Source organism: Endozoicomonas numazuensis, assembly GCF_000722635.1.
Taxonomy (GTDB): Bacteria; Pseudomonadota; Gammaproteobacteria; order Pseudomonadales; family Endozoicomonadaceae; genus Endozoicomonas_A; species Endozoicomonas_A numazuensis.
The window spans coordinates 1,344,703-1,366,646 of the sequence record NZ_JOKH01000001.1; the positions used below are offsets into that span (position 1 = coordinate 1,344,703).

General features: G+C 47.5%; 17 protein-coding genes and 1 pseudogene. 9 read left to right on the top strand and 9 right to left on the bottom strand.

The features are described from left to right. Positions 1-209 precede the first annotated feature (209 nt). Both GZ78_RS05930 and GZ78_RS05935 read right to left on the bottom strand, forming a co-directional pair. Positions 210-1,442, bottom strand: a complete 1,233-nt coding sequence (locus tag GZ78_RS05930) for an NADH:flavin oxidoreductase/NADH oxidase family protein (protein WP_051785865.1) — start codon at positions 1,440-1,442, stop codon at positions 210-212. 281 nt (positions 1,443-1,723) lie between these two features. Continuing rightward, positions 1,724-2,923, bottom strand: coding sequence for a glycoside hydrolase family 5 protein (locus GZ78_RS05935; protein WP_201772659.1), 1,200 nt, complete (start codon positions 2,921-2,923; stop codon positions 1,724-1,726). 179 nt (positions 2,924-3,102) lie between these two features. On the opposite strand from GZ78_RS05935, the gene GZ78_RS05940 reads away from it, so the two are divergent. Next, positions 3,103-3,582: an FKBP-type peptidyl-prolyl cis-trans isomerase gene (locus GZ78_RS05940; protein ID WP_034833450.1), complete on the top strand. Its 480-nt coding sequence runs from the start codon at positions 3,103-3,105 to the stop codon at positions 3,580-3,582. A 78-nt stretch (positions 3,583-3,660) separates the two neighbouring features. On the opposite strand, the gene GZ78_RS05945 is transcribed toward GZ78_RS05940, so the two are convergent. Beyond that, positions 3,661-4,569 carry a DMT family transporter gene (locus GZ78_RS05945; RefSeq protein WP_034834325.1) on the bottom strand — a complete coding sequence of 303 codons (909 nt, stop codon included), beginning with the start codon at positions 4,567-4,569 and terminating at the stop codon, positions 3,661-3,663. A gap of 122 nt (positions 4,570-4,691) precedes the next feature. On the opposite strand from GZ78_RS05945, the gene GZ78_RS05950 reads away from it, so the two are divergent. The 6 genes from GZ78_RS05950 (at position 4,692) to GZ78_RS05975 (ending at position 11,823) form a co-directional block, all read left to right on the top strand. Next, complete coding sequence (locus GZ78_RS05950) at positions 4,692-5,150, top strand: Lrp/AsnC family transcriptional regulator (protein ID WP_034833451.1); 459 nt, start codon at positions 4,692-4,694, stop codon at positions 5,148-5,150. A 352-nt stretch (positions 5,151-5,502) separates the two neighbouring features. Further along, positions 5,503-6,792 carry an efflux RND transporter periplasmic adaptor subunit gene (locus tag GZ78_RS05955; RefSeq protein WP_034833453.1) on the top strand — a complete coding sequence of 430 codons (1,290 nt, stop codon included), beginning with the start codon at positions 5,503-5,505 and terminating at the stop codon, positions 6,790-6,792. Then, on the top strand, positions 6,789-9,959 hold the full coding sequence (locus GZ78_RS05960) for an efflux RND transporter permease subunit (RefSeq protein WP_051785867.1): 3,171 nt from the start codon (positions 6,789-6,791) through the stop codon (positions 9,957-9,959). Before GZ78_RS05955 ends, GZ78_RS05960 begins: the two co-directional genes overlap by 4 nt. Positions 9,960-10,077: 118 nt before the next feature. Further along, positions 10,078-10,689, top strand: coding sequence for a TetR family transcriptional regulator (locus GZ78_RS05965; protein WP_034833455.1), 612 nt, complete (start codon positions 10,078-10,080; stop codon positions 10,687-10,689). A gap of 156 nt (positions 10,690-10,845) precedes the next feature. Then, positions 10,846-11,079 (top strand): hypothetical protein, encoded by a 234-nt coding sequence (locus GZ78_RS05970; RefSeq protein ID WP_034833456.1) that lies wholly within the window; start codon positions 10,846-10,848, stop codon positions 11,077-11,079. Between the two features lie 108 nt (positions 11,080-11,187). After that, positions 11,188-11,823, top strand: a complete 636-nt coding sequence (locus GZ78_RS05975) for a hypothetical protein (RefSeq protein ID WP_034833458.1) — start codon at positions 11,188-11,190, stop codon at positions 11,821-11,823. Positions 11,824-11,867: 44 nt separating this feature from the next. On the opposite strand, the gene trhO is transcribed toward GZ78_RS05975, so the two are convergent. From trhO to GZ78_RS06000, 5 genes are all read right to left on the bottom strand, one after another. Further along, positions 11,868-12,857, bottom strand: a complete 990-nt coding sequence (gene trhO, locus GZ78_RS05980; RefSeq protein ID WP_034833460.1) for an oxygen-dependent tRNA uridine(34) hydroxylase TrhO — start codon at positions 12,855-12,857, stop codon at positions 11,868-11,870. A 165-nt stretch (positions 12,858-13,022) separates the two neighbouring features. Continuing rightward, positions 13,023-13,496, bottom strand: coding sequence for an SMI1/KNR4 family protein (locus GZ78_RS05985; protein WP_236631483.1), 474 nt, complete (start codon positions 13,494-13,496; stop codon positions 13,023-13,025). Between the two features lie 18 nt (positions 13,497-13,514). Next, on the bottom strand, positions 13,515-14,828 hold the full coding sequence (locus tag GZ78_RS05990) for a DEAD/DEAH box helicase (RefSeq protein ID WP_034833461.1): 1,314 nt from the start codon (positions 14,826-14,828) through the stop codon (positions 13,515-13,517). A 107-nt stretch (positions 14,829-14,935) separates the two neighbouring features. Then, entirely contained in the window at positions 14,936-15,115 is a 180-nt protein-coding gene (locus GZ78_RS05995; RefSeq protein WP_034833463.1) for a hypothetical protein, read from the bottom strand. Positions 15,116-15,493: 378 nt separating this feature from the next. Next, positions 15,494-16,831 carry a DEAD/DEAH box helicase gene (locus GZ78_RS06000; protein ID WP_034833464.1) on the bottom strand — a complete coding sequence of 446 codons (1,338 nt, stop codon included), beginning with the start codon at positions 16,829-16,831 and terminating at the stop codon, positions 15,494-15,496. Positions 16,832-17,126: 295 nt separating this feature from the next. Here GZ78_RS06000 and GZ78_RS28150 point away from each other — a divergent pair. Next, positions 17,127-18,288: pseudogene (locus tag GZ78_RS28150) on the top strand (ISNCY family transposase). Positions 18,289-18,523: 235 nt separating this feature from the next. After that, complete coding sequence (locus tag GZ78_RS06015; protein ID WP_034833470.1) at positions 18,524-19,693, top strand: protein kinase domain-containing protein; 1,170 nt, start codon at positions 18,524-18,526, stop codon at positions 19,691-19,693. Between the two features lie 168 nt (positions 19,694-19,861). Here the strand turns inward: GZ78_RS06015 and metG are convergent, their stop codons facing one another. Then, a complete protein-coding gene (gene metG, locus GZ78_RS06020; protein ID WP_034833472.1) occupies positions 19,862-21,925 on the bottom strand; it encodes a methionine--tRNA ligase in 2,064 nt (687 codons plus the stop codon). Positions 21,926-21,944 lie beyond the last annotated feature (19 nt).

The following is a 21,944-nucleotide window of genomic DNA, read 5'->3' on the forward strand; positions in this document are numbered from 1 at the left end:
CAGTCTCTTGTCTTTATCTTTGAATGGGCGGGTAAACCGTGGTTCTAAGGCGCTAGAGTATTGCATGAGTTTTTACCTTAACTTTCATTAGCAGGTAGCAGTTTAGGTGGTCGCTAAATGCTGTCAAGCCAAGTTGTTAACTGCGAAATGCATTTGGCTGCCGCGATTTTTCATGTTTGTTTGAGGGTGGCGCAAAATATTGTTCTCGATTAGTAACGCTTTTTCCTGAAAGCATAAGACCCCATATTACCCAGTGTTTGCAGAAGTACATTCCATCCGGAAAGCTGGGTGTTGGGCTGTTTGCCTTTCCCCATCAAAGACAGCTGGGCTTCATACCAGGTCAGATCCAGCATGGCTATTTTATCCAGTATTTCAATTCCCGTAGACTTGAACTGAACGGTTGTTTTGAAGTCAGGGTTATTAATAACTTGTTGTGGCAGATCTGGTTGCATGGCCATGGGTCTGCCCAAACCGATCATATCGCAGGCATTTTCCTGCAGTGCCGCACGCATGGCTGGTGCGGAGCGGAATCCACCCGTCACAACCAGCACCTTATCAGTGTGTTGTCTGGCCTTGATGGCATACTCAAGAAAGTAAGCTTCCCGCTTCAATGTGCTTTCTTTCAGGTCTATCCCCATCATGGCAGGGGATTCATAAGTGCCACCAGACACTTCGATCAGATCAATTCCGGCTTCTGATAAAGCCTGGACAACCTTCATGGATTCTTCTTCTGAAAGGCCGTCTTTCATAAAGTCTGCAGAATTTAATTTGATGCCAATAGGAAATGAATCACCTACGGTGTGTCGTATAGCCTTGAAAACGTCGAGCACAAACCTTTGTCGATTCTCCGGCGAGCCCCCCCACTGGTCATTTCTCTGGTTGTGCCTTGGAGAAAGAAACTGGTTGACCAGGTAGCCATGGGCTGAGTGTATTTGTACCCCCTGAAAGCCCACTTCTTTAGCCAGACGAGCGGACGTCGAGAAAGCTTTTATAACGTCGTTTATTTCTTGTTCAGTCATGGCTCTGGGTTTTTTAAAGCCTTTTTCCAGTTCACCTTCCAATGCGATAGCGGAAGGTGCCAGAGGCTCACTGCTCATGAATGAAGGGATCTGTTTGCCTGGATGATTCAGCTGGGCCCAGAGTTGAGTGTTGTTCACCGTACCGTGGCGAACCCATTCACGAAATATTGAAAGGTCACTCTTCTGGTCTAAAACCACATTTTTGGGCTCACCTAAAGCATTTCTGTCTACCATCAGGTTGCCAGTCACACAGATCCCTGTCCCGCCTTTTGCCCATGTCTCGTAGAGTTTGAAAAGCTCTGGGGTAGGATTATGGTCTCGATCACCTAATTGTTCGCTCATAGCGGCTTTGAAAAAGCGGTTCTTGATCGTAACAGAGGTGGTCAGGTGAAGATCTGAGTCCAGATGAATATCTGTGGGCATGGGATGGATCCTTTTCCAGGCTTGTCAGAGGAAAGTCTGCGTCTTGTTATGAGTACTGCCTGAGGTCGTATATTAAAGACTCTGTCCGGGAAAATGAAAGAAAAGAATAACAGCAGTGACAGAAAGCCGGTAATCAGACGACAAATCATCGGCTTCTTGTCAGGGGCTATTGATCATTGAGTATGCCCGGAAACGATCTTCTTGTTAGCACTAAGCCTGTCGAAATCTATACCATTATTCTCGACAGGCTCAGAATGAAAGGAGTCTGTATGGTAATTAACCTAGCCTCTGGGAGCTTCAATAGCGTCAGACAAAACCTGCCATATCGGGTTTCTGTCGTTATAGGGGCGCTCCGGTGACTCACCCGCTTCTACTGCTTGCCAGTATTTCCAGTTGAGGGGTTTACTGCCTAATTCGTAGTCGTAGCCATCCCATTCATCTTCCCTGAATGAATAGAAAGCCCAGTGTAGCTGTCGTGTATTAAAGAGCTCTGTCAGATCTTCCAGGAAATCAGCAGCACCAGGGTTTTGTCGATAAACGCCGTACTCTGAAGCAACCAGTCTATTGGTTGAGATGACATTCTCTCTGGCCCAGTCAAACATAGGTGAGAGATAAGCTTCCAGCTGTTCTTTATCCCAATGGATGGGCAGTCCTGCATAGGGGACCGTACCAGGGTATTCGTAGGCTTCTTTACCGCTCTTGATTCTCAGGCTATTGCTGCGGTTTGTGTAGTTAAACGGTTCGTACATATGGAAGGCGTAGAGCACTTTGTTGTCTTCCAGTTTTGGCCAGTAGACGAAAGCTGTAGGCTGAGCATACCAGCCGCTGTCGACCATGATGGGGGTTTCAGTATCGACGGTTCGAATAGCCTTTATTACCTGATTATAAAAAGCAGGCAGATCGTGGGACGTTCCCTGATATTTTTTGTACCAGATGTCATAACGAGCCAGATCACCGTGCTCTCCCATACCGGTAGACATTTCCGGAATCGGTTCGTTGATGAGATTGTAAGCAACGATGTTGTCGAAACCTTTTAGAGCCCGGGCAATATCCTGCCAATATTGTGCTGACTGATCCCACCATTTTTTATCTTGCCAGATCCTGGGGTCCGGTTTTCCGCCGTTATTCTGTGTCCAGCGACCACCGGGCAAACCCAGCGGTGCTATAACCACTTTTAAACCATACTTGCGTGCCCAGCCAAGAGCTTGTTTCAGGGTATCCAGGTCTTCTTGAACCAGTTGTTGATAATTGTCGAGATTACCCGCAAGAAAGTCTTTTTCCTGACTGTTCCATTTGCTGAATGTGACACGGACCCACTCAATACCCGCGTCGCTGGCCGCCTTATAGTTTTGTTCTGTGGGCTGGCTGTTGAAGAAGTTAGTGCCTCGTTTCTGTTCATCCCAGAAATCAATTTTGGCCGCCTGAGCGTTCATGGCAAACAGGCTAAATAGCAGTAGTGTGTGCAACCACTTGAAGGGCATGGAAGGATTATCCTTGGACTGTTGTTCTTGTTTTCAGTCTAAGGGAGGAGCAAAGATGACATGTAGCAGGAGATGTACTTAACTGGGGGCTCCTGGGCTTCTGATCAGGAAAAAGAGCTGTCGGTTTTTAAAGCGGACAGGTATTCTGTTAGTTCATTCATTCCAGAGATTTTCAATCCATGAAAATTACTGACAAAAAAGTCGCACTGATCCATTACACCCTGAAAAATGCCGGGGGAGAAGTACTGGACAGTTCTGAAGGTCATGATCCTCTGGCATACCTTCATGGTGAAGGCAATATCATTGCCGGACTGGAAAGTGCACTGGAAGGAAAGTCGGCTGGTGATAAATTGGAAGTCTCTGTAGAGGCTGCTGAAGCCTATGGTGAATATGATGAAAGTCTGGTTCAACCCATTCCCCGGTCTCAGTTTGGCGAGCATGATGTAGAAGTGGGTATGCAGTTCCATGCTGATACCGCTGTAGGTCCTCGTGTTGTCACTATTACAGCTATCGACGGCGATGAAGTGGTTATTGATGCCAATCATCAACTGGCTGGTGAAGACCTGAACTTCTCGGTTGAAGTGGTTGAGGTGCGTGATGCTTCTGAAGAAGAGCTGGACCATGGCCATGTTCATGGACCGGGTGGTCACGAGCACTGATGAGTTATAAAAAAGCCGGGTTGTCATCCCGGTTTTTTTATAACTACTGCCCGGTTTTTTTATAACTACTGATAGGTGTCAGCTTCGCTTAAAGGAGAGTTTGTTTCTGAAAGTTCCTTCAGGCAGCTTGGTCAGCAGAACACCCAGCATTAGAAACAGCGTAAGAAAGAGAGATTCGTGGCTGAGCATTCTGCCATTCAACAGACTGTCTAAACACAGTGCAATCACCGGAAAAATCAGGAAACAGATAGAAGCCTGGAATGGGCTGGCCAGCTTGTTCAGCTGGAAATAAGCCATAATGCCACCAATCCCCGCAATAGAGCCAAGATAGATTACTGCACTAAGAGAAAGAACAGAAAAACTCGACAGATCTGGCGTTTCCATGAAATAACCCGTAATCATCAGAAATACGGCAGCGACCAGGCAGGGCAGGGCGTTATACGTCAAAACATGAATACCCTGACAGCGAGTCTGAACATTGGTGTAAATCAGGGCATGCATAAGTACGGCAACGACCAGTGCTGCCACACCAATCAGGCTACCATGACTGTTGACCGACATTTCATTGCCAATAATAGTGATCAGACTACCCAGAGCAATGACCAGCCCCAGCAATTGATGAATAGCGACCTTTTGCTTCTGAAGAAACACCGACAGGATCAAAACGGCCACAGGCATGTTGGCGAATATGATGGATGCCAGTCCTGAAGAAATAAACTGCTCGCCAAAAATCATCAGGGTGAAAGGAATAGCGAAATAAAACAGACTGATCAGAATAAACTCCAGCCCTTTACCCTTTGGAAACCAGATTGTGACACCTTTCATTCTGGCCAGGAGAATAATCAGGGGGGCGGCCACTGCAAAGCGAATGCCTGTAGCGGTAATGGGGGGGATGGTAGCAACAGCCAGTTCCATAGCCAGCCATGTCGTGCCCCAAATGAAGCAGACAGTAATAAATAAAAGGCTGACCTGGGTCTTTGTGTTCATGCCAACATCCTCGTAAAACATTAAATGGCTATTTATGATGAGAAAGTTTACATGTTTAGGCTGGAAAAATGTTTTCATATTTGTCATGATTTAGTTTATTTTGTGAAAAATTATTCTCCATTATGATTGATAAAAAGGATAAATTGATTCTCGACTGTATTCAGCGAGATGCTTCCATTCCTGTGGCTGATATTGCCGATAAAGTAGGGTTAACGGTGTCTCCCTGCTGGAAGCGGTTAAAAAGGTTGGAAGAAGCGGGATTTATTACTCAGAAGGTGGCGCTGCTGGACAGTGACAAACTGGGACTAAATCTTACTGCTTTTGTTAATATCAAAACCCAGAATCACAGTAATGACTGGTATGAGACTTTTGTTTCACAGGTGAGTGATTTTGTGGAAGTGGTTGAGTTCTACCGAATGGCCGGTGAATACGACTACATGATGAAAGTGCTGGTCAGGGATATGGCGGCTTTTGATGTGTTCTATAAGCGGTTGGTAAACAGTGTGACCGGTCTGAGCGATGTCACTTCTTCCTTTGCCATGGAGAAGCTCAAAAATACGACTTATCTGCCTTTGGAGTGATCTGTTTTCAACAAGGGCTTTGTGTTCCAATATTACGTTTCAGAGCCCTCTCTTCTGGAGTTTAAGTCTCGCAATACTCTATGCCACTCATTTCCTTTGTACCCCCCCTCACTCCAAACCCAGACAATTATCTGACGGTGAATTTAGATTCATGACCTCTAATAGGGCTTGATGTTCACTTTCAGAGCATAGATTCATAATTTTGTCGCCTAGAGCTGCAATGATTCTGGCACTTCCCTTGCTTAGGGAAAAAAAGATAATAAATCTAATAACCTCTTACAAACATACAGGAATGTATGTAAAATCCGGCACTATAAGAAATATGAGTTAGCCTTCTGGAATCAAGCAAGTCATGAATAAGAAATATCTGCTGACAGGGATAGGCGCACTGGTGATTGCATTTGGTGTATACCGTTTTGCACAGCTCACCACGCCAGATATTGGAGTGATGGAATCACCGCCTGCCCGAGTCGAAGTTCAGGTGATGAAACCTGCCTCCGTATCCAGCTGGGCTTTCGCAGAAGGTACTGCTGAAGCTCTCCGTAAATCATTCCTCAACTTCGAGCAGTCAGGCAAGGTCGTTTATATCGGTGAGATGGCCGATGACAGTCAGCTTCGTGAAGGTGTCCGTGTGTTCGGGCCTTCTGAAGATGTGCGTAAAGGACAGTTGCTGGCACAAATAGACAACCGTGAAAGCGTTGCCGACGTTCGCTCTTTGGAAGCTCGTCTTCAGTCTGCCAGAGAAAGAAAGAAAGAAGCAGAAGCGGGCAAGGCAAGAGCAGAGAATGATCTGTCTCAGGCTCGATCTGATTATGAGAGAACGTCAAAAATCTATCAGAAAGGTGTCGTTTCCAGAGAAGAGTTTGAGCGTGCCAATACTGATCTGAAAAATGCTGAAGCCGGTTTGTCCTCTGCAGAAAGCTCCCTGCAAGCCGCTATTGCCGAGAGCAAAAGTATTGCGGCTGATCTCAACCGGGCTACGGTCAGTCTGGAAAAAACCAGCCTTTTTGCCCCTTTTGACGGGGTGATCACTTCCATGAATATTCTTGAGGATAATTATTATTATCCTCCTGCCGGTGCGACTTCCAGCAAAGAGAGAGAAGTATCCAGTGCCATTGTGGTTGTAGACGACAGTTCTTATGAAGTCAGACTGGAAGTGCCGGAGTTGTCGTTCTCAGGCATCGAAGAAGGTCAGACTGTTTATTTAGCGCATGATGACCAGGCTCTGTATCAGGCTGAGAAAAATGGCTTTACCCAAGGTGCCTTTGTTAAAGGCAAAGTCTGGTCTGTCAGTCCTTCTATCAGTCTTCAAACTCGTTCCCTGCAGGTCAAGGTAAGAACCGAGGGAGATGCCAGTGCCATTCGTGACGGTATGTTTGTACAGGCCTGGATTGCGACGGAAGAAAAGCAGGATGTTCTGACTCTGCCCTGGCAGACCCTTTCTTTCCGCAACGGTGTGCCTTTTGTCTATGTTGTGACACCGGAAAATACTGTGGAATTGCGTTGGGTGGATCTGGGGCTTCAGGGTCTGGATCGGGCTGAAGTGCTGGAAGGGGTTTATGAAGGCGAAAAAGTCGTCATTCGTGGACAGCATCTTCTCACCCCGGGAACCAAGGTTGAAGTGCTGGGAGCCAAGCAATGAACTGGTTTAAGAATAAGCTGTTTCTGGAAACCTTGCTTGGCCGATTATTACTGGGACTGTTTTTGTTGGTCGGGGTGATGTCATACAACACCATGGTGAGGGAGAACTATCCAGATCTGGAAATCCCTCAGGCTTTGGTGACCACTTCCTGGCCTGGTGCTTCACCCGAGCAGGTGGAGAAAGAAGTGACCAAGCCACTTGAGGATGAGATTCGTAACCTCAAAGGGCTGAAAGCCTATAGCAGTGGGTCCTATAACTCTTACTCAGTCATTGCCGTAGAGTTTGATGCGGATATGCCCATGTCAGATGCTATGCAGAGACTGAGGGCCAAAATTGATACCGCAGAAAGCCAGTTTCCCAGTACCGATATAGAAAAACCGGAAATTGAGGAAATGAGTGTTTCCGAATCTCCGGTCATTAGTTGGGTGCTGCACGGAGATGTGGATGACCTGATCCTGACCGATATGGCCAAGCAGGTCGAGGCCAAACTTGAGTCTATCCCTTCCGTTAAAAAGGTTAATCTGGGGGGACTGAGGGAAAAAAGTCTTCATATTCGACTGAAACCCAATAAGCTCAGAGCGTTGGGGATTTCACCTTTAACGGTCAGAGACCGTTTACAGGCAGCCAACCAGGATATGGCCTGGGGGCAGTTTGAAGGGGAAGAGAGTACTTTTAACCTTTACCTGGAAGGTCGCTTTGACAGTCCGGATAAAATACGACAGCTACCCATTGTTCGGCTGGATGATAACCGCCCGGTAAGACTGGGCGAAATTGCTGAAGTCAGTCTGCGACTGGATAAAGAGAAAAGTCGAACATTCTTCAGTCTTAAAGGCAGTGAATATACCCGGGGTGTGACTCTGGATGTGGTCAAGCGTCCGGGTGCAGATACCATTGCCGTTATTGCTGAAACCGAAAGGCTGGTCGCTGAACTGGTAGGCTCCAAAACCTGGCCTCGTGCACTGGAATTGATCAGTGTGACAGATGATCGTGAGTTGATAGAACAGTCGTTTGACGATATCTACAGCTCTATGCTTCAAGCTACGTTGCTGGTATTCATTATTCTGATGATACTGCTGTCCTGGCGAGAAGCGCTGATTGCCGGTCTGGCTTTACCTGTGACTATGCTGGCGACTCTGGCCATCATGGCAGGCATGGGTTACAGCTTTAACTCCATGATCATGATTGGCATGGTACTGGCTCTAGGTATGCTGGTGGATGTTTTCATCCTGGTAATGGAAGGCATGCATGAGGGGCTTTTTGTCAGAAAAGAGTCGTTTAACAAAGCAGCTATCAACACGGTTAAAACATTTGCTCTGCCCGCTTTTGCCGGACAGCTGACCACGATTCTGGCCATGGTGCCCATGATGATGGTGGGCGGTATCGATGGTAAATTTATTCGTATCCTGCCTATTACCATTACCGTTGCTCTGCTGGTCAGTCTGCTGATTGCTTTTGTGATCTGTATTCCTCTGTCTCGTTACATGCTGGAAAAAGCAGCAGATGGTGGCAAGGAACTGATGATGGACAAGATCAGTCAGCGCTATCGAGGACAGCTCACTGACTGGTTGCTGAATTCACCCCTGAAAAGCAAGAAACATGCGACAGCTTATATTGTGGGTGCTTTTGGTATGTTCATGTTGAGTATGGTCATTGCGGGTAAACTTCCGGTGATGATGTATCAGGAAACCGATGATAGAAAGATTGGTGTTTCCATTGAACTGCCACCTCAGGCGACATTGGATCAGGCTCATGCAGTGGCGAAGAAAGTCGGTACTTACCTGCGTGAGCAGGATTGGGTTGAGAAAAACATCGCTTACATTGGGGCAAAAACACCTGTTGCAACAGGCACCTTGAAGGAAGCCCTGTTGCCTAATGAGGCCTGGAATCAGGTAGGCTTTACCGTCATTCTGGTGCCAAAGAGTGAGCGGGATCAGCTTTCTTTTGAATACCTGGATGAGATGCGTGCCGGTATTGATAAAGTCATTGCTGATGAAGCTGGCTTGCAGGTTCACCTGACTCACGTTGGCGGAAAGCCGAGTGGTGAAGATCCTATACAGATCGAACTGACAGGCTCTGACTACGATGAGCTGATGGCTATTTCTGCCGAAGTCCGTCAGGCGTTGAGTGAACAGGCAGGTGCAGTTGGTGTGAGGGATAATCTTGGCGCATCTCTCAGGGAGATTCGTTTCCATTTGAAAACAGAAAAGCTCAACTTTTATGGTATCAGTGAGTCAACGGTTGCTCAGCAGATTCGCATAGCCATGGAAGAAGATGAGTTCGGTAGTTTCAAGATGGAAGGTATTCAGGACGATCCGGATATTCGTATCAGTATGCAGTGGCCAAGCCGTGGTAATGAAATGGGTGGGCCTCAGCATATCTCGGAAATTCGTTTGCTGAGGGTTATAGCAGACGATGGGCGTTCAATAGCGCTGTCTGATATTGCGGACTTTGAGATTATCGAAACCCCCAGAGTATTTGTTCACAGTGCCAGTTTGAGGGCTGTGACGGTTCAATCCAGAGCTGAGGGGCGAACCGCTGCTGATATCGTAGCCGGCATTATGCCAGAACTGGAGAAAATGCAGACAGGTTGGCCAGAAGGCTACAGCTATACCATTGGAGGAGAAAACGCTCAGTCAGCAGAAAGCTTTGGCAGTATGGGCGCCGCCTTTATCATCGCCGTCGTAATGATTTTTATCTTGCTGACTCTGATGTTTAACTCCATGTTGCAGCCTGTGATCATACTTTTCATCGTGCCTCTGGCGATTATGGGAACCTTTATTGGTTACTTGTACTTTAATGTACCCATTACGTTCTCTGCTTTGGTGGGTTGTATCTCGCTGGCAGGTATTGCTGTCAACAACGGGATTGTTTTGGTGGAAACCATGAATAACCATCTGGCCAGTGGTATGAGTGTTCGGGAATCTGCAGCAAGAGGTGCAGCTGATCGACTGCGGCCGGTTATCAGTACCAGTCTGACAACTATTCTGGGTCTGATTCCTTTGGCATTAAGCGATCCTCAGTGGTACTCACTCTGTCTGGCGATCATCTTTGGTCTGATGGCATCTACAGTGGTAGCAATGTTTATCGTGCCAGCACTGTATCTGTTGTTGACCAAGCCAGTGAACGCCGCAGTGAATCAAAATCATGCTCTGTCAGCTCAGGCATGAATGGCTATCAGTGAATGAAATATTTTTCCGTTCCCTTCAAGGGGGGGCGGAAAAATATTAGTAGCAATGAGTGACTCAGAAATTGTGTTTAATGGTAAATGAAGGTGTGAGCTGAGTTATGGCTCGAAGAACCAAAGAAGAGGCTGAAGAGACTCGTCAGCTTCTTATGAAAACAGCGTTAAGACTGTTCAGCGATCAGGGTATTCAGACTACGACACTGGCCGCTGTAGCCAGAGAGGCGGGTGTTACCCGGGGAGCTATCTACTGGCATTTCAAAGATAAGGCCGACATGTTGGAGGCGCTCTGGGATAAAATCATGCAGCCGATGGAACTGGTGTATGAAAAGCTGCGTGGAGATGTCAGTGGTGATCCACTTCTGGTGTTGGAGCAGATAGCCGAGAGCTTTTTTCTGCTGGCAGCATCTAATGAAGACTTTCAGCAAGTGCTCAAAATCACCATGCAATCTCAGAGCGACCCCTTGTTGGCAGAACGGTGTCAGCAACTCTGCAGAGAAGAGATGGAGTCGCTCAGTAGTCTGATGACCCAAGCTCGAGATAAAGGTATTTTGAGAACCGATCTTTCGGTAAAGGGTGCTTCTCTGACGTACTATGGTTTTATTGAGGGAGTAGCCGGTAACTGGTTAAACAGTGGCTGTGATCCATTGCTGGTGGAGGAAGCCAGGCCTATTGCCAGAGTTCTGATCCAAGGATTGCGCAAGACCCCAAATTAATCGTAGCCCTTACACAGGTTGGTCGTATGCCAACCTTGTGTCTTGCCAGATGTTTATTTCCGATTAGCTTACCAAGCTGGATTAACAAGAAACCTCTATCAGGTCACTCTAAGACCTTTAACGTACTTACAGTTAAGGCAGAAGATTCGACCAAGAGTGGCTCAGATTAATCTCAAGGAAGAAACTGATGAAGAGAGCAATCCACAGCAGGATACTCCGAATGGAGGGCTATTCAGTATCTGGCCCAGAGATATCAGTGGACTGTTCAAAGGAGGAGGTAAATGGTTTGGTTCAGAAAAACTGAAAAAGGAGTCCGGGTTTGATGAGTCCTGGTTTGTTCTATTGATGATTTCATGGCTTTCATCAAATTCAATATCAAGAATCAACTGATCGTTTAGTGTAGAGGTTTTTCCTTCCCGCCTATCAAGTGAGAGAGTATAGTGACGCTCTTTTTGTGAAACCTTTCAGCTTTCAGGAGCTAGAATAGTTTCATCCTTGATGTCTTTTGATTCCGGTTGTATGCGACATATCACTTCTCCGTTAGCTGGTTGTTTGCTGGCGGCTTCTGTTCTGGCAGGGCGTCATTATTTTCCAGAGTACTTTCAAGTTATCGCCCGGTTTGAATCAGCGCTGCTTTTTCTGGCCGGGCTGATTGCAGGCATTCGGCTACCTGATATTGACCTGGCTCTTCCAGGCTTTAGTCACCGCTCAGGGATTACCCATTCGTGTCTTCTGGCCGTATTGCCATTGATGTTTAATTTACCTTTTATTGCGGGAGGTTTAGCTCTGGGCATTGCTCTGCACTTGTCATCGGATATTCAGCCCAAGTCATGGTCAGGAGGGGCATTGATCAAATTCCCTATTCTGGGCAGTATCGGAATGTTTTCACCACTCTGGATTTTATTGAATATTGTGGGCTGCTTTGTAGTGCTGTTTCATACCTTGCCACAGGAACATGAGACGGGGCGGTGGGCTATTTTGGCAGTGATGCTGACAGGGGGGGGCTGGTATTTTCTGAATGAGGAAAAAAAACGGCTTTTCCCATTGATGACTCTGGCATTCAGCCTGTTACTGGTGCACCAATACCGAAGTGGCCAGTTGAGTGTTGAGATTGTTATTCAATACTTTGCTTGAGGAATAGTGGCGCACTCGCTTTCTTGAAAGAGTGCGCCAAGAGCTTATTGCTTTCCTGCTGCCAGTGCTCGCTGTTGTTCACGCATTGCCTGCTTGGCTTCTCTACGATTTTGCACTGTATTGCCTACGCCTCCCCCCAGGTGTACTTCACCCCGTTTTCTGGCGAGCTGAATCTGGTGTTCGCGCTCACGGAATCGCTGCTTCTGGTCTGGAGTATGTTTATCAAAACAATGAGGGCAGCTGACGCCTTGCTCAAAATGTTCACTGAGCTGCTCCTGCTCAGTGATGGGCAGGCGACAAGCATTACACTGATCGTATTGCCCCTTCTCCAGCTGATGGTTGACAGTTACCCGATCATCGAAGACAAAGCATTCACCTTCCCAGGTGGATTCTTCCTGAGGGACCTCTTCAAGGTATTTCAGAATTCCACCTTTCAGGTGAAAGACCTCTTCAAAGCCTTGTTCTTTCAGGTAGGCCGTTGACTTCTCGCAGCGAATGCCTCCGGTACAGAACATGGCCACTTTTTTGTGTTGCTCTGGATTCAGATGATCCTTGACGTATTGAGGGAACTCTCTGAACGTTTCAGTGCTGGGGTTAATGGCATTCTTGAACGTGCCAACCTGAACTTCATAATCATTCCGGGTATCGACAACCAGAACTTCAGGGTCATTAACAAGCTCATTCCATGATTGGGCGTCAACATAGGTGCCGACCAGGTGATTGGGGTCAATACCCTCTACCCCCATGGTGACAATTTCTTTCTTTAATTTGACTTTAGTGCGCTTGAACGGCATCGCCTCTGTATAGGATTCTTTGTATCCAAGGTCGGTGAGGCGGGGGTCGCTTTTTAGCCAGTCTAACAGTTTGTCTATAGCTTCCCGGGTGCCGGCAACGGTGCCATTAATACCTTCCTGAGCTAACAGCAGGGTTCCATGAACTCCGTTATCTTCCATCACTTTTAGAAGATTGGGTTTAATGGATTCAAAGTTATCCAGGGAAACAAACTTATAGAGCGCACAAACGACGATTGACATAAAGGGTCCTGTTGCTGGCCGGAGCGTAAATCCGGTGCAGTGTTTCAAAAGCCTTCTCTATTGGGAAGCGAGAAAACCAGTATGCTGGCCTGGAGGAAGACCAGCAGGAAAGGATAGCAAAGAGGCGCTACACAAGGCTATAGGGGTAAACTGAGGATGGCTGATTCAGCTTTGAAGCCAGATATCCTTGGCCCAATGCCAGACTGAGGGCCAGGTGACTTCGGAGATGTTTCCTTGAGTCCAAAGACCTACTTCGCCTTCGGCGGAGACGCAGTAGAAGTCCCCGTTGTGTTCACAAAGAGGCAGTAAGTCTCGTGGCACACCCTGATCCCAGGCTATAGCAGCAACTTCGGGTAGATAAGTATGAGACAGGGAGTCTTTTATGGTGACAGGTTCCATAGAGCCATAAACTACATCACTGACCTGTAGCAGAAACTCCCTGAAGTCAGAAGGGATGGGGATCAATAATTGCTCTTCGGCTTCGATAATCTCATCTTCATCAGGAAGCTCTAGCGGCGTGGGCACCTCGACGGCACTTTCCCTGAGTTCATCAATGACATCTTCCATAGCAATAACCTGTAATGACGCAGTAATTGGAGAAAAGCCTCTGAAGAACACAGAGGCTATCAAGTGGCTCATTGGAGCCAGATATTCTGATTATCTGCGACCTTTGCCTGATCTGCCAGCCTGGGAAGGCTTTTTATGGGTACTGCTTGAACGAGGTTTAAAAGCAGGCTTTTTTTTGTCCCCGGCAGGTTTTTTACCGGGTTGGCCTGCGGATGAGCGGGTTTTGCGGGTTTTTTTTGCGGGAGCCTGGTCGGTAAGGATGACATTAACACCTTCTTCGAAGTAAGGGACTGGCTCAACCTCCAAAGGCTTTTTAATCAGTTTGCGAATGGCTTCCAGCAGTTTTTTCTCTTCCGGATTCATCAGGGAAATAGCTCGCCCCGGGCTGCCGGCACGACCTGTTCGACCGATACGGTGGACGTAGTCTTGTGGGACTTTTGGCAGGTCATAGTTGATCACTAAAGGCAGCTGATCCATGTCCAAACCACGGGATGCTACATCGGTTGCTACCAGAACCCGGTATGCACCAGCCTGAAATTCAATCAGAGTTCTGCTGCGAAGATACTGGCTTTTATCACTGTGCAGAGCCGTTGCGCTGATGCCTTCATCGTCCAGCAGGTCGGCTATTTTGTCAGCTGCTTTTTTGGTTCGAACAAAAACCAGTACTTGCTCCCATTTGCCACCTTCAATGATGTAGCTGAGAATTTCTGGCTTGTCCTGCTGGTCGACGGGGTAGATTGACTGTTTGACCGTGTTGGCCGCTGAGTTGGGGTTCTCAATTTCGATTTTTACCGGGTGGCGCTGGAACTCATGGGCCAGTGCCTTGATCTCTTTGGAGAACGTAGCTGAGAAAAGCAGGTTCTGGCGTTTTGCGGGCAGAGCCTCAAGAATTTGATCCAGTTCGGTTTTAAAACCAAGGTCCAGCATTCTGTCGGCTTCATCCAGAACCAGAATCTTCAGGTGATCGAGTGTCAGGTGTTTTTTTCGAATCAGGTCCAGCAGTCGACCTGGTGTCGCAGTTAAAACATCCGCTCCAGCCTTCAGTGCAGTAATCTGGGGCTCAATGTCTACACCTCCGTAGGCGACTGTTGAACGGAGGGAAAGGTTTTGGCCATAGCGCACTACGCTTTCACCCACCTGGACAGCCAGCTCTCGGGTAGGTACCAGAATCAAAGCCCTGACAGGGTGATTTTTCAGAGACCTCATTTCAGAGAGACGGTGCAGAAGCGGCAGGGTAAAGCCTGCTGTTTTACCGGTACCGGTCTGAGCTGAAGCCATGACATCACGGCCTGTCAAAACCATAGGAATGGCTTTGGCCTGAATCGGTGAGGCTTTTTTATAACCTTGTTCAGTGACTGCCTGGAGTAGAGGTTCACACAAACCAAGGGATGAGAAATCAGTCATTTTGATCTGTAGACCTCTAAGACATGAAATGGGCTGGGGATTGTACAGCAGTCTGTAAAGTTCTGCATTGGGGTTTACCCAGCCCCCGGGGTAGTCTGATGGGTGGATTAGAACTGCTTGCGCAGTCGAATGGGCAGTTTCCGGAATTCCATCTCATAATACCCCTCTGATCCCACCATCCACCAGGCAGTGTCATAAAGCCATTGAGCCATGCCATAAAGACCTTCTTCATAGGTATTGATGACGCCCGTCAGGGTGATCTCTCCAAGGCTCTGATTGACATTCATGACTCTACAACACCGTCTATGAGCCTGACCGAGAATAGTGGTCGAGAATAGTGGTCGAGAATAGTGGTCGAGAATAAAATTCAGTAGAACGAGGCCATTTTTTCGATAAATTTGTGCGAATAGTGGGCCTATTCAATCAAATTTATCGGAAAAATGGGCCGTTCTTTCTGGATTTTAGGCCGACCTGCCTATTCTCGGTCAGGCTCCTAGCTCAGGGCCTTTCAGTTTGAACGTGGAATCAGAGCTGCAACCATTCAATGTGAAGTACTCATTCTTGATGATGAGGTGAGTTTCGAGCGGGGAGTGTCTAGTTCAGGCTGGGCTGGTTTTCTTACAGCAAAGTCTAAGAAAGCCAGCCTCATGCAGGCTCAGCTCTATTTAGTTCTTCTTACGCTTCATAGGTTCAAAGCCTGCATCAACAGATTCTGTAACTCCCTCGCTGGCGGGCTTACGGCGCTTACCTACGTTCTTTTTAACGCGTTGCCGTGTTTTTCCTGCCGCTGCTTTTTCTTTCGCGGTGACTTTCTTTTTCTTGCTGCCAGCGGCTTTTCCGGAAGCTTTCAGCTTTTTAGGGCCTTTCCAGCTGCCTCTCAGTTCTTTTATAGAGCGTTTCTCGAAGCGTGTTTTCAGATAACGCTCAATCCCTGACATCAGATTCCATTCGTTGGGGCCAATGAGGGAGATGGCCAGGCCTTTTTCACCGGCTCGTCCGGTACGGCCAATACGATGCACGTAATCGTCACCGTTGCGCGCCATGTCAAAGTTAATAACCAGATCAATGCCTTTGATATCGAGGCCTCTGGCAGCTACATCGGTCGCGACAAGAATATTGATCTGACCTGAGGCCAGCATGGCCATCATCTTCTTCCGTTCCTTATGATCCATTTCACCGTGGAGCACCCCGGCTTTCAGATCACTGTAGCGAAGAAAAGCGCACAGCTGGTCGGCATAGTTTCGGGTGTTGGAGAACACAATAGCTTTGTCGAAGCTCTCGTTTTCAAGCAACCAGCGGGTCAGTTTTTCTTTATGCTTTTGGTCATCAGCAAGCATGATTTGCTGGTGAATGTTTTCATGTTTGTCTCTGGCGGTATTTAAAGTCAGAGATTCTGGCTGGTTCAGAACCAGGCTGATCAACTCACCCATGCCTTTCTGTTGCAGAGTGGCAGAAAATAGCATGGTTTGGCGCTCCTGACGGCATTCAGAAGCAATTTTAAGCATGTCTGGGCTAAACCCAAAATCAAGCATGCGATCAGCTTCGTCCAGAATCAGGTATTCCAGATCACTGAAGTCAGTATTGTTGTTCTCCATATGCTCAAGCAGGCGGCCAGGTGTGGCAATTAACACTTCAGGGTTTTTTCTTAGTGTGTTGACTTGATGACGAAACTGGTCGCCACCTGTAATCAGCCCTGCTGTGAGATGAGTAAACTGAGCCAGACTTTCTGTTTCTTCCATGACTTGTCTGGCCAGCTCGCGGGTGGGAACCAGAATCAGCATGCGAGTGCTGGAACGGGGGGCTGGATTATTCTGGAAATGATTCAGGGCAGGCAGCAGGAACGCTGCAGTCTTGCCACTGCCGGTTTCAGAACTCACCATCAGGTCTTTCCCATCCAGTGCTTTTGGGATCACTGCCGCCTGGACAGGGGTGGCCTCGCTGAAATCTCTTTCAGTCAGGGCTTTTTGCAGTCGTTCATGCAGTGCCAGGTCAGAAAAAAGCAAGTGATACTCCTTGGTTTCGGTGTCTTCATGAGGGGGCTGGCATTCTATGCCTCTATTATGGAAAAGACCATAAAAGTCACATTATTGGGTCGTTACTATCACTGACCAGATGGTTATAGAACATTTCTTCATCAGCACTGTCTAAATAGTGCCTGAACGAAAATCCTCGAATAGCTTATAGATCAAGACGTCTACGTCATATTTACCGTATGAAGTTTTTCCTAAAGCTTGGCTTTTAACGCTAGAATAGCCCTAATCATGTCTATTTCCTTCATTCTTCGGCTCAAAAATAATCATGCGACAGGTACAATCCAGACAACTTCAGATCGGTGAAGTGGATATTGGTAGCATTGAACTCGATCATCGGTCCCGTGATGATATTCCCCAGATCCTGCTTGGCTTACAACACCTCTATTTGAATGCCGAAGCCCGGGATTTAGTCTTTTCTCTTCTGGAGCAGGCTGTCCCTGAAAATATCAGCCCTGACAGGGGGCGACCAGGAATGCAGCTGTGGAAGATCCTTGTTCTGGGTGTACTCCGGTTAAATCTTGATTGGAACTATGACCGGCTTCGGGAAATGGCCAACCAACACGCCACCATCCGGGCAATGCTCGGTCACGGGATGTATGACCTGTATGAATATAAGCTCCAGACGATTAAGGATAACGTCTCACTTTTAACCCCCGAACTGCTCAATCAGATTAATGAAGTCGTTGTGGCTGAAGGCCATAAAATAGTTGGAAAAAAAAAGAAGATCCGCTGAGAGGTCGCTGTGACTCTTATGTTTTAGAAACCGATGTTCATTTCCCGACAGATCTCAACCTTTTGTTTGATGCAGTCAGAACTGTCGTTGTTCTTACTGCACGCTTTGCAGCCAGGGCTGAGGTAAGTGGTTGGCGACAGTGGCAATACAACCTGAATCAGTTGAAAAAAATGTATCGTCGTGTACAGATATTACGACACTCTACTTCGAAAGATCCTGCCAAAAAACTTCAAAGGGACAAGGAAATCCGACAAGCCTGTCAGAACTACCTGAATGNAAAGAAACCGATGAAAAGGCTGCCGTTCCGATCATCCGGGCAACCAAAGCCGCCTTTCCATCTTTGAGCGTTTGCAGTTTTGATAAAGGGTTTCACTCACCATCCAACCAAAAAGATTTGCTGAAATACCTGACTATGGTCGTATTACCAAAAAAGGGACGACGAACCCGGGCCGAGCAGGAGCGGGAAAACGACCCGGAATTCAAAGCGGCTAAAAGAAAGCACTCGGCGGTAGAATCAGCGATCAATGCACTTGAGTCTCACGGGTTGGATAAATGCGCGGATCACGGAATAGATGGACTGAAACGCTATGTTGCTCTCGGAGTTCTTGCCAGGAATTTTCAGAAGATGGGGGCAGAGCTTCAGAAAATAGAACGAAAGAGCGCAAAAAAACGACAACTTCGACTCTGTGGCTGAAAGCACTGACGGTTAATTCGAAAAAAGAATAAAATCAGTAAAGACTGAGGTCGTCGCTTGTCTTGAAATTGCAGAAATGACGAGTTTGGTAAGAAAATTACGATGAAACTGGCAAATCAGAAAGTCTATTGATCGATTATTCAAATATCTGGCTTATGAAGGCTGAACTTCGAACAGAAAAGAGCATTTTCCGTTCGGGCACTAAATAGCAAATTCATTCAGGGAAGCAAATAATATGGATGTCACAAGCAAACCCCTCTCTGTCCATTCCAACATGCCTGAACAAGGTTCTGTTCATGTGAAGAGTACAAGTACAGGGCAAAATACAGTTACTCAGGCCTCGACGGTAGCTACAACAGGCCTAAAGACTGGGGTTGCTGGTGCAGCTTTTGAAGACCCTTTTCAGCAACAACGAAAACATCTGGAAATATTTGCTCGTGAAGTCAATCTTCCTTCCCAGAAAATGCAGAGATTAGGACAAGGAAGTTGGGGGACTGTTTACAAGGTGACCACTCAAGCAGGAAGTGAGTCGGCCTTGAAAGTTAACCGGGCACCTGGATTAGAGGCAGAGCTGCGAGTTGACCCAAACCGTGCCGAGGTGCTAGCGCTTGGGCTGCCTCCACATCCCAATGTTATGAAAGTTGAGTCTTTCATGATTGGACACAGGAAGACGCACGACTACAAGGTGATCTCTGACCCCAGCCAGCTGCGTACACTGAATTTAGAAGACTATTTCATCGCAGGTGTGCGGACTGAGGTGGCCAAAGGCGAGTCCCTTTATCGTTTGGGATACTGCATAACCGCTCACTGTGTGGAGAGGGTATTTTATCAGTTGGCCGAAGCGCTCTCTCATCTTCACAGTTACCAGTGTGCCCATAGGGATATTTCCGTTCTCAATATTGTGGTGAATCCCGAAACGTATGAGCTGAAATTGATTGATATGGGTAGCGCTAAAACCACATTGCAACGCTCAGAGTCCTATGTGGGGGCGTCGCAGTTATTAGAGTCAGAAGGCTATAGCCCATTGTTTAAGCCAAAGCCTCATAACGCAATGGCACTGGATTTATGGGAGATGGGATGCGTTATGTTTTTTTGTCTGACCAAAAGACCTATTGAGAACTTTAATTCGCGAACCCGTTGCCTGGATGCTCCAAGATCCCTAAAGGAAGGAGAGGAAAATAGACCTATGTATCCCAGTCACAACGCAAAGAATTTTGCAGAACTGAGTGATCAAGATAAGAAAGCGATCATTTTCTCTTATATGAATCGAGAAATGCGGGGCTATTTGGACCCCGTGTGTTTAGAGCTGGTGGCAGGGCTTTTACGTTTTGATCCTTCCAAACGCCCTTCAGCAGCAACAGTAAAGAGTCGGTTGGAAAGCAGACGTATTGGTCAAACTCATTGACTTGTTATCAAGCCTGAAATTTTCAGATATTTTGAAAAAGAAAATTTAAGTCAGGATATGCCGAGACTTTTTTTGACTCAGTGCTATCGAAAGGTAGTGAGCGTGATAAAAGGTTGATAGGAAACTGACGCTTCCCATTTTGAGAATGAGAAGAGTCAGTCGGTGGGGTTACATCACACGCATTCCTGGCTGTGCACCTTCATGAGGCTCAAGAATCCACAAGTCTTTACCCCCAGGGCCAGCCGCCAGAACCATGCCTTCACTGACGCCAAACTTCATTTTGCGAGGTGCCAGGTTAGCGACCATGACTGTGTACTTACCGGTCAGGGCTTCAGGGGAATAAGCTGACTTGATACCGGCAAATATATTGCGTGGTTCTGCTTCGCCGATATCCAGCGTCAGGCGTAGCAGTTTGCCTGCCCCTTCTATGTGCTCGGCATTGACGATTTTGGCAATGCGTAGATCGACTTTGGCAAAGTCATCGAAGTTAATCTGTTCAGCAACGGGCTCTTTTTCCAGCCACTCATTGCTGGCAGCAGTTTTAGCGGGTTTTTGCTCAGGCTGTATTGGTTCTGACAGTTTAGCAAGCACCTCTTTGCTGGCTTCGATCATGGCCTCGACTTTATCAGACTCAACACGGGTCATCAGAGGTTTGAACTTGTTCACCTCGTGATCCAGAAGCAGGGTCTGGCTGTCCGTCCAGATCATAGGTTCAACATTCATGAATGCTTCTGCTTTGGTTGCCATGGCTGGCAGAACCGGTTTCAGATAAATCATCAGAAGACGGAACAGGTTGATGCCTGCAGAACAGATGTCGTGCAGTTCCTGATCTTTGCCTTCTTCTTTGGCAACGACCCAGGGTTTAACCTCGTCAATCCAGGCATTGGCCTTGTCGGCCAGAGCCATGATTTCGCGCATGGCTTTGCCGAACTCACGACCTTCATAAAGCTCGGCAATGTGCTTGCCAGTTGCCTGAAAGTCAGCCGTCAGATCAGGGATCATATTGCTGGCAGAAAGCTTTCCACCATAGCGCTTCTTGATAAAGCCAGCGTTACGGCTGGCGATGTTGACTACTTTTCCGACCAGATCAGAATTAACACGTTGAACCAGGTCTTCGGTGTTCAGATCCAGATCATCAATCCGGCTGGACAGTTTAGCAGCGTAGTAATAACGCAAATACTCCGGATCCAGATGTTCCAGATATGTCCGGGCCGTGATGAAGGTACCACGGGACTTGGACATTTTTTCACCGTTTACCGTCAGGTAGCCGTGAACATTAACGGAGGTTGGTGTGCGGTAGTCGGTGCCATTGAGCATGGCTGGCCAGAACAGGCAGTGGAAATTAACAATGTCCTTACCGATGAAGTGATGCACTTCGCAGTCACTGTCTTTTTTCCAGTAGTCGTCAAAGTTCAGGTCATCTCTTCTTTGACACAGGTTTTCAAAAGAAGCCATGTAACCGATAGGCGCATCCAGCCAGACATAGAAGAACTTGCCGGGTTCGCCGGGAATTTCAAAACCGAAATAGGGGGCGTCACGGGAAATATCCCAGTCCTGCAGGCCAGAATCCAGCCATTCGGCCAGTTTGTTGGCAATTTCATCAGAAATGGTGCCGGAGCGGGTCCATTCTTTCAGGAACCCATCGAAGTCTGACAGTTTGAAGAAGAAGTGCTCGCTTTCCTTCTCTATCGGAACGGCTCCGGAAATGGCTGATCTCGGATTTTTCAGATCTGTTGGTGAGTAGGTGGCACCACACTGCTCACAGTTATCACCGTACTGGTCATCTGCTCCACACTTGGGGCATTCACCCTTGATGTAACGATCTGCCAGAAACATCTGCTTTTCAGGGTCGAAAGCCTGAGTGATGTTACGGCTGGCGATGTGACCATTTTCCTTGAGTTTCAGGTAAATGGCTTCGGAGAGCTTGCGGTTTTCTTCAGAATGAGTGGAGTGGTAGTTGTCGAACTCCACCAGAAAGTCACCGAAATCACGGATGCGCTCTTTATTGATCAGGGCTACAGATTCTTCTGGTGTAATGCCCTGCTTTTCAGCGTGCAGACTGATGGCCGTGCCATGAGCATCGTCGGCGCAGACGTAAGTGCATTGGTTGCCGAACAGCTTCTGAAAACGAACCCAGATATCGGTTTGAATGTATTCCACCAGATGCCCCATGTGCAGAGGACCATTGGCATAAGGCAGGGCGCTGGTGACAAGTATTTTACGTTGGCTCATTCGAGTACTGTGTTGCTGG

Excerpts from the sequence above, each read along its gene's own strand:
- GZ78_RS05930 (WP_051785865.1), bottom strand. The coding sequence starts at position 1,442 with ATGCCCACAGATATTCATCTGGACTCAGATCTTCACCTGACCACCTCT.
- GZ78_RS05935 (WP_201772659.1), bottom strand. The coding sequence starts at position 2,923 with ATGCCCTTCAAGTGGTTGCACACACTACTGCTATTTAGCCTGTTTGCC.
- GZ78_RS05940 (WP_034833450.1), top strand. The coding sequence starts at position 3,103 with ATGAAAATTACTGACAAAAAAGTCGCACTGATCCATTACACCCTGAAA.
- GZ78_RS05945 (WP_034834325.1), bottom strand. The coding sequence starts at position 4,569 with ATGAACACAAAGACCCAGGTCAGCCTTTTATTTATTACTGTCTGCTTC.
- GZ78_RS05950 (WP_034833451.1), top strand. The coding sequence starts at position 4,692 with ATGATTGATAAAAAGGATAAATTGATTCTCGACTGTATTCAGCGAGAT.
- GZ78_RS05955 (WP_034833453.1), top strand. The coding sequence starts at position 5,503 with ATGAATAAGAAATATCTGCTGACAGGGATAGGCGCACTGGTGATTGCA.
- GZ78_RS05960 (WP_051785867.1), top strand. The coding sequence starts at position 6,789 with ATGAACTGGTTTAAGAATAAGCTGTTTCTGGAAACCTTGCTTGGCCGA.
- GZ78_RS05965 (WP_034833455.1), top strand. The coding sequence starts at position 10,078 with ATGGCTCGAAGAACCAAAGAAGAGGCTGAAGAGACTCGTCAGCTTCTT.
- GZ78_RS05975 (WP_034833458.1), top strand. The coding sequence starts at position 11,188 with ATGTCTTTTGATTCCGGTTGTATGCGACATATCACTTCTCCGTTAGCT.
- trhO (WP_034833460.1), bottom strand. The coding sequence starts at position 12,857 with ATGTCAATCGTCGTTTGTGCGCTCTATAAGTTTGTTTCCCTGGATAAC.
- GZ78_RS05985 (WP_236631483.1), bottom strand. The coding sequence starts at position 13,496 with ATGAGCCACTTGATAGCCTCTGTGTTCTTCAGAGGCTTTTCTCCAATT.
- GZ78_RS05990 (WP_034833461.1), bottom strand. The coding sequence starts at position 14,828 with ATGACTGATTTCTCATCCCTTGGTTTGTGTGAACCTCTACTCCAGGCA.
- GZ78_RS05995 (WP_034833463.1), bottom strand. The coding sequence starts at position 15,115 with ATGAATGTCAATCAGAGCCTTGGAGAGATCACCCTGACGGGCGTCATC.
- GZ78_RS06015 (WP_034833470.1), top strand. The coding sequence starts at position 18,524 with ATGGATGTCACAAGCAAACCCCTCTCTGTCCATTCCAACATGCCTGAA.
- metG (WP_034833472.1), bottom strand. The coding sequence starts at position 21,925 with ATGAGCCAACGTAAAATACTTGTCACCAGCGCCCTGCCTTATGCCAAT.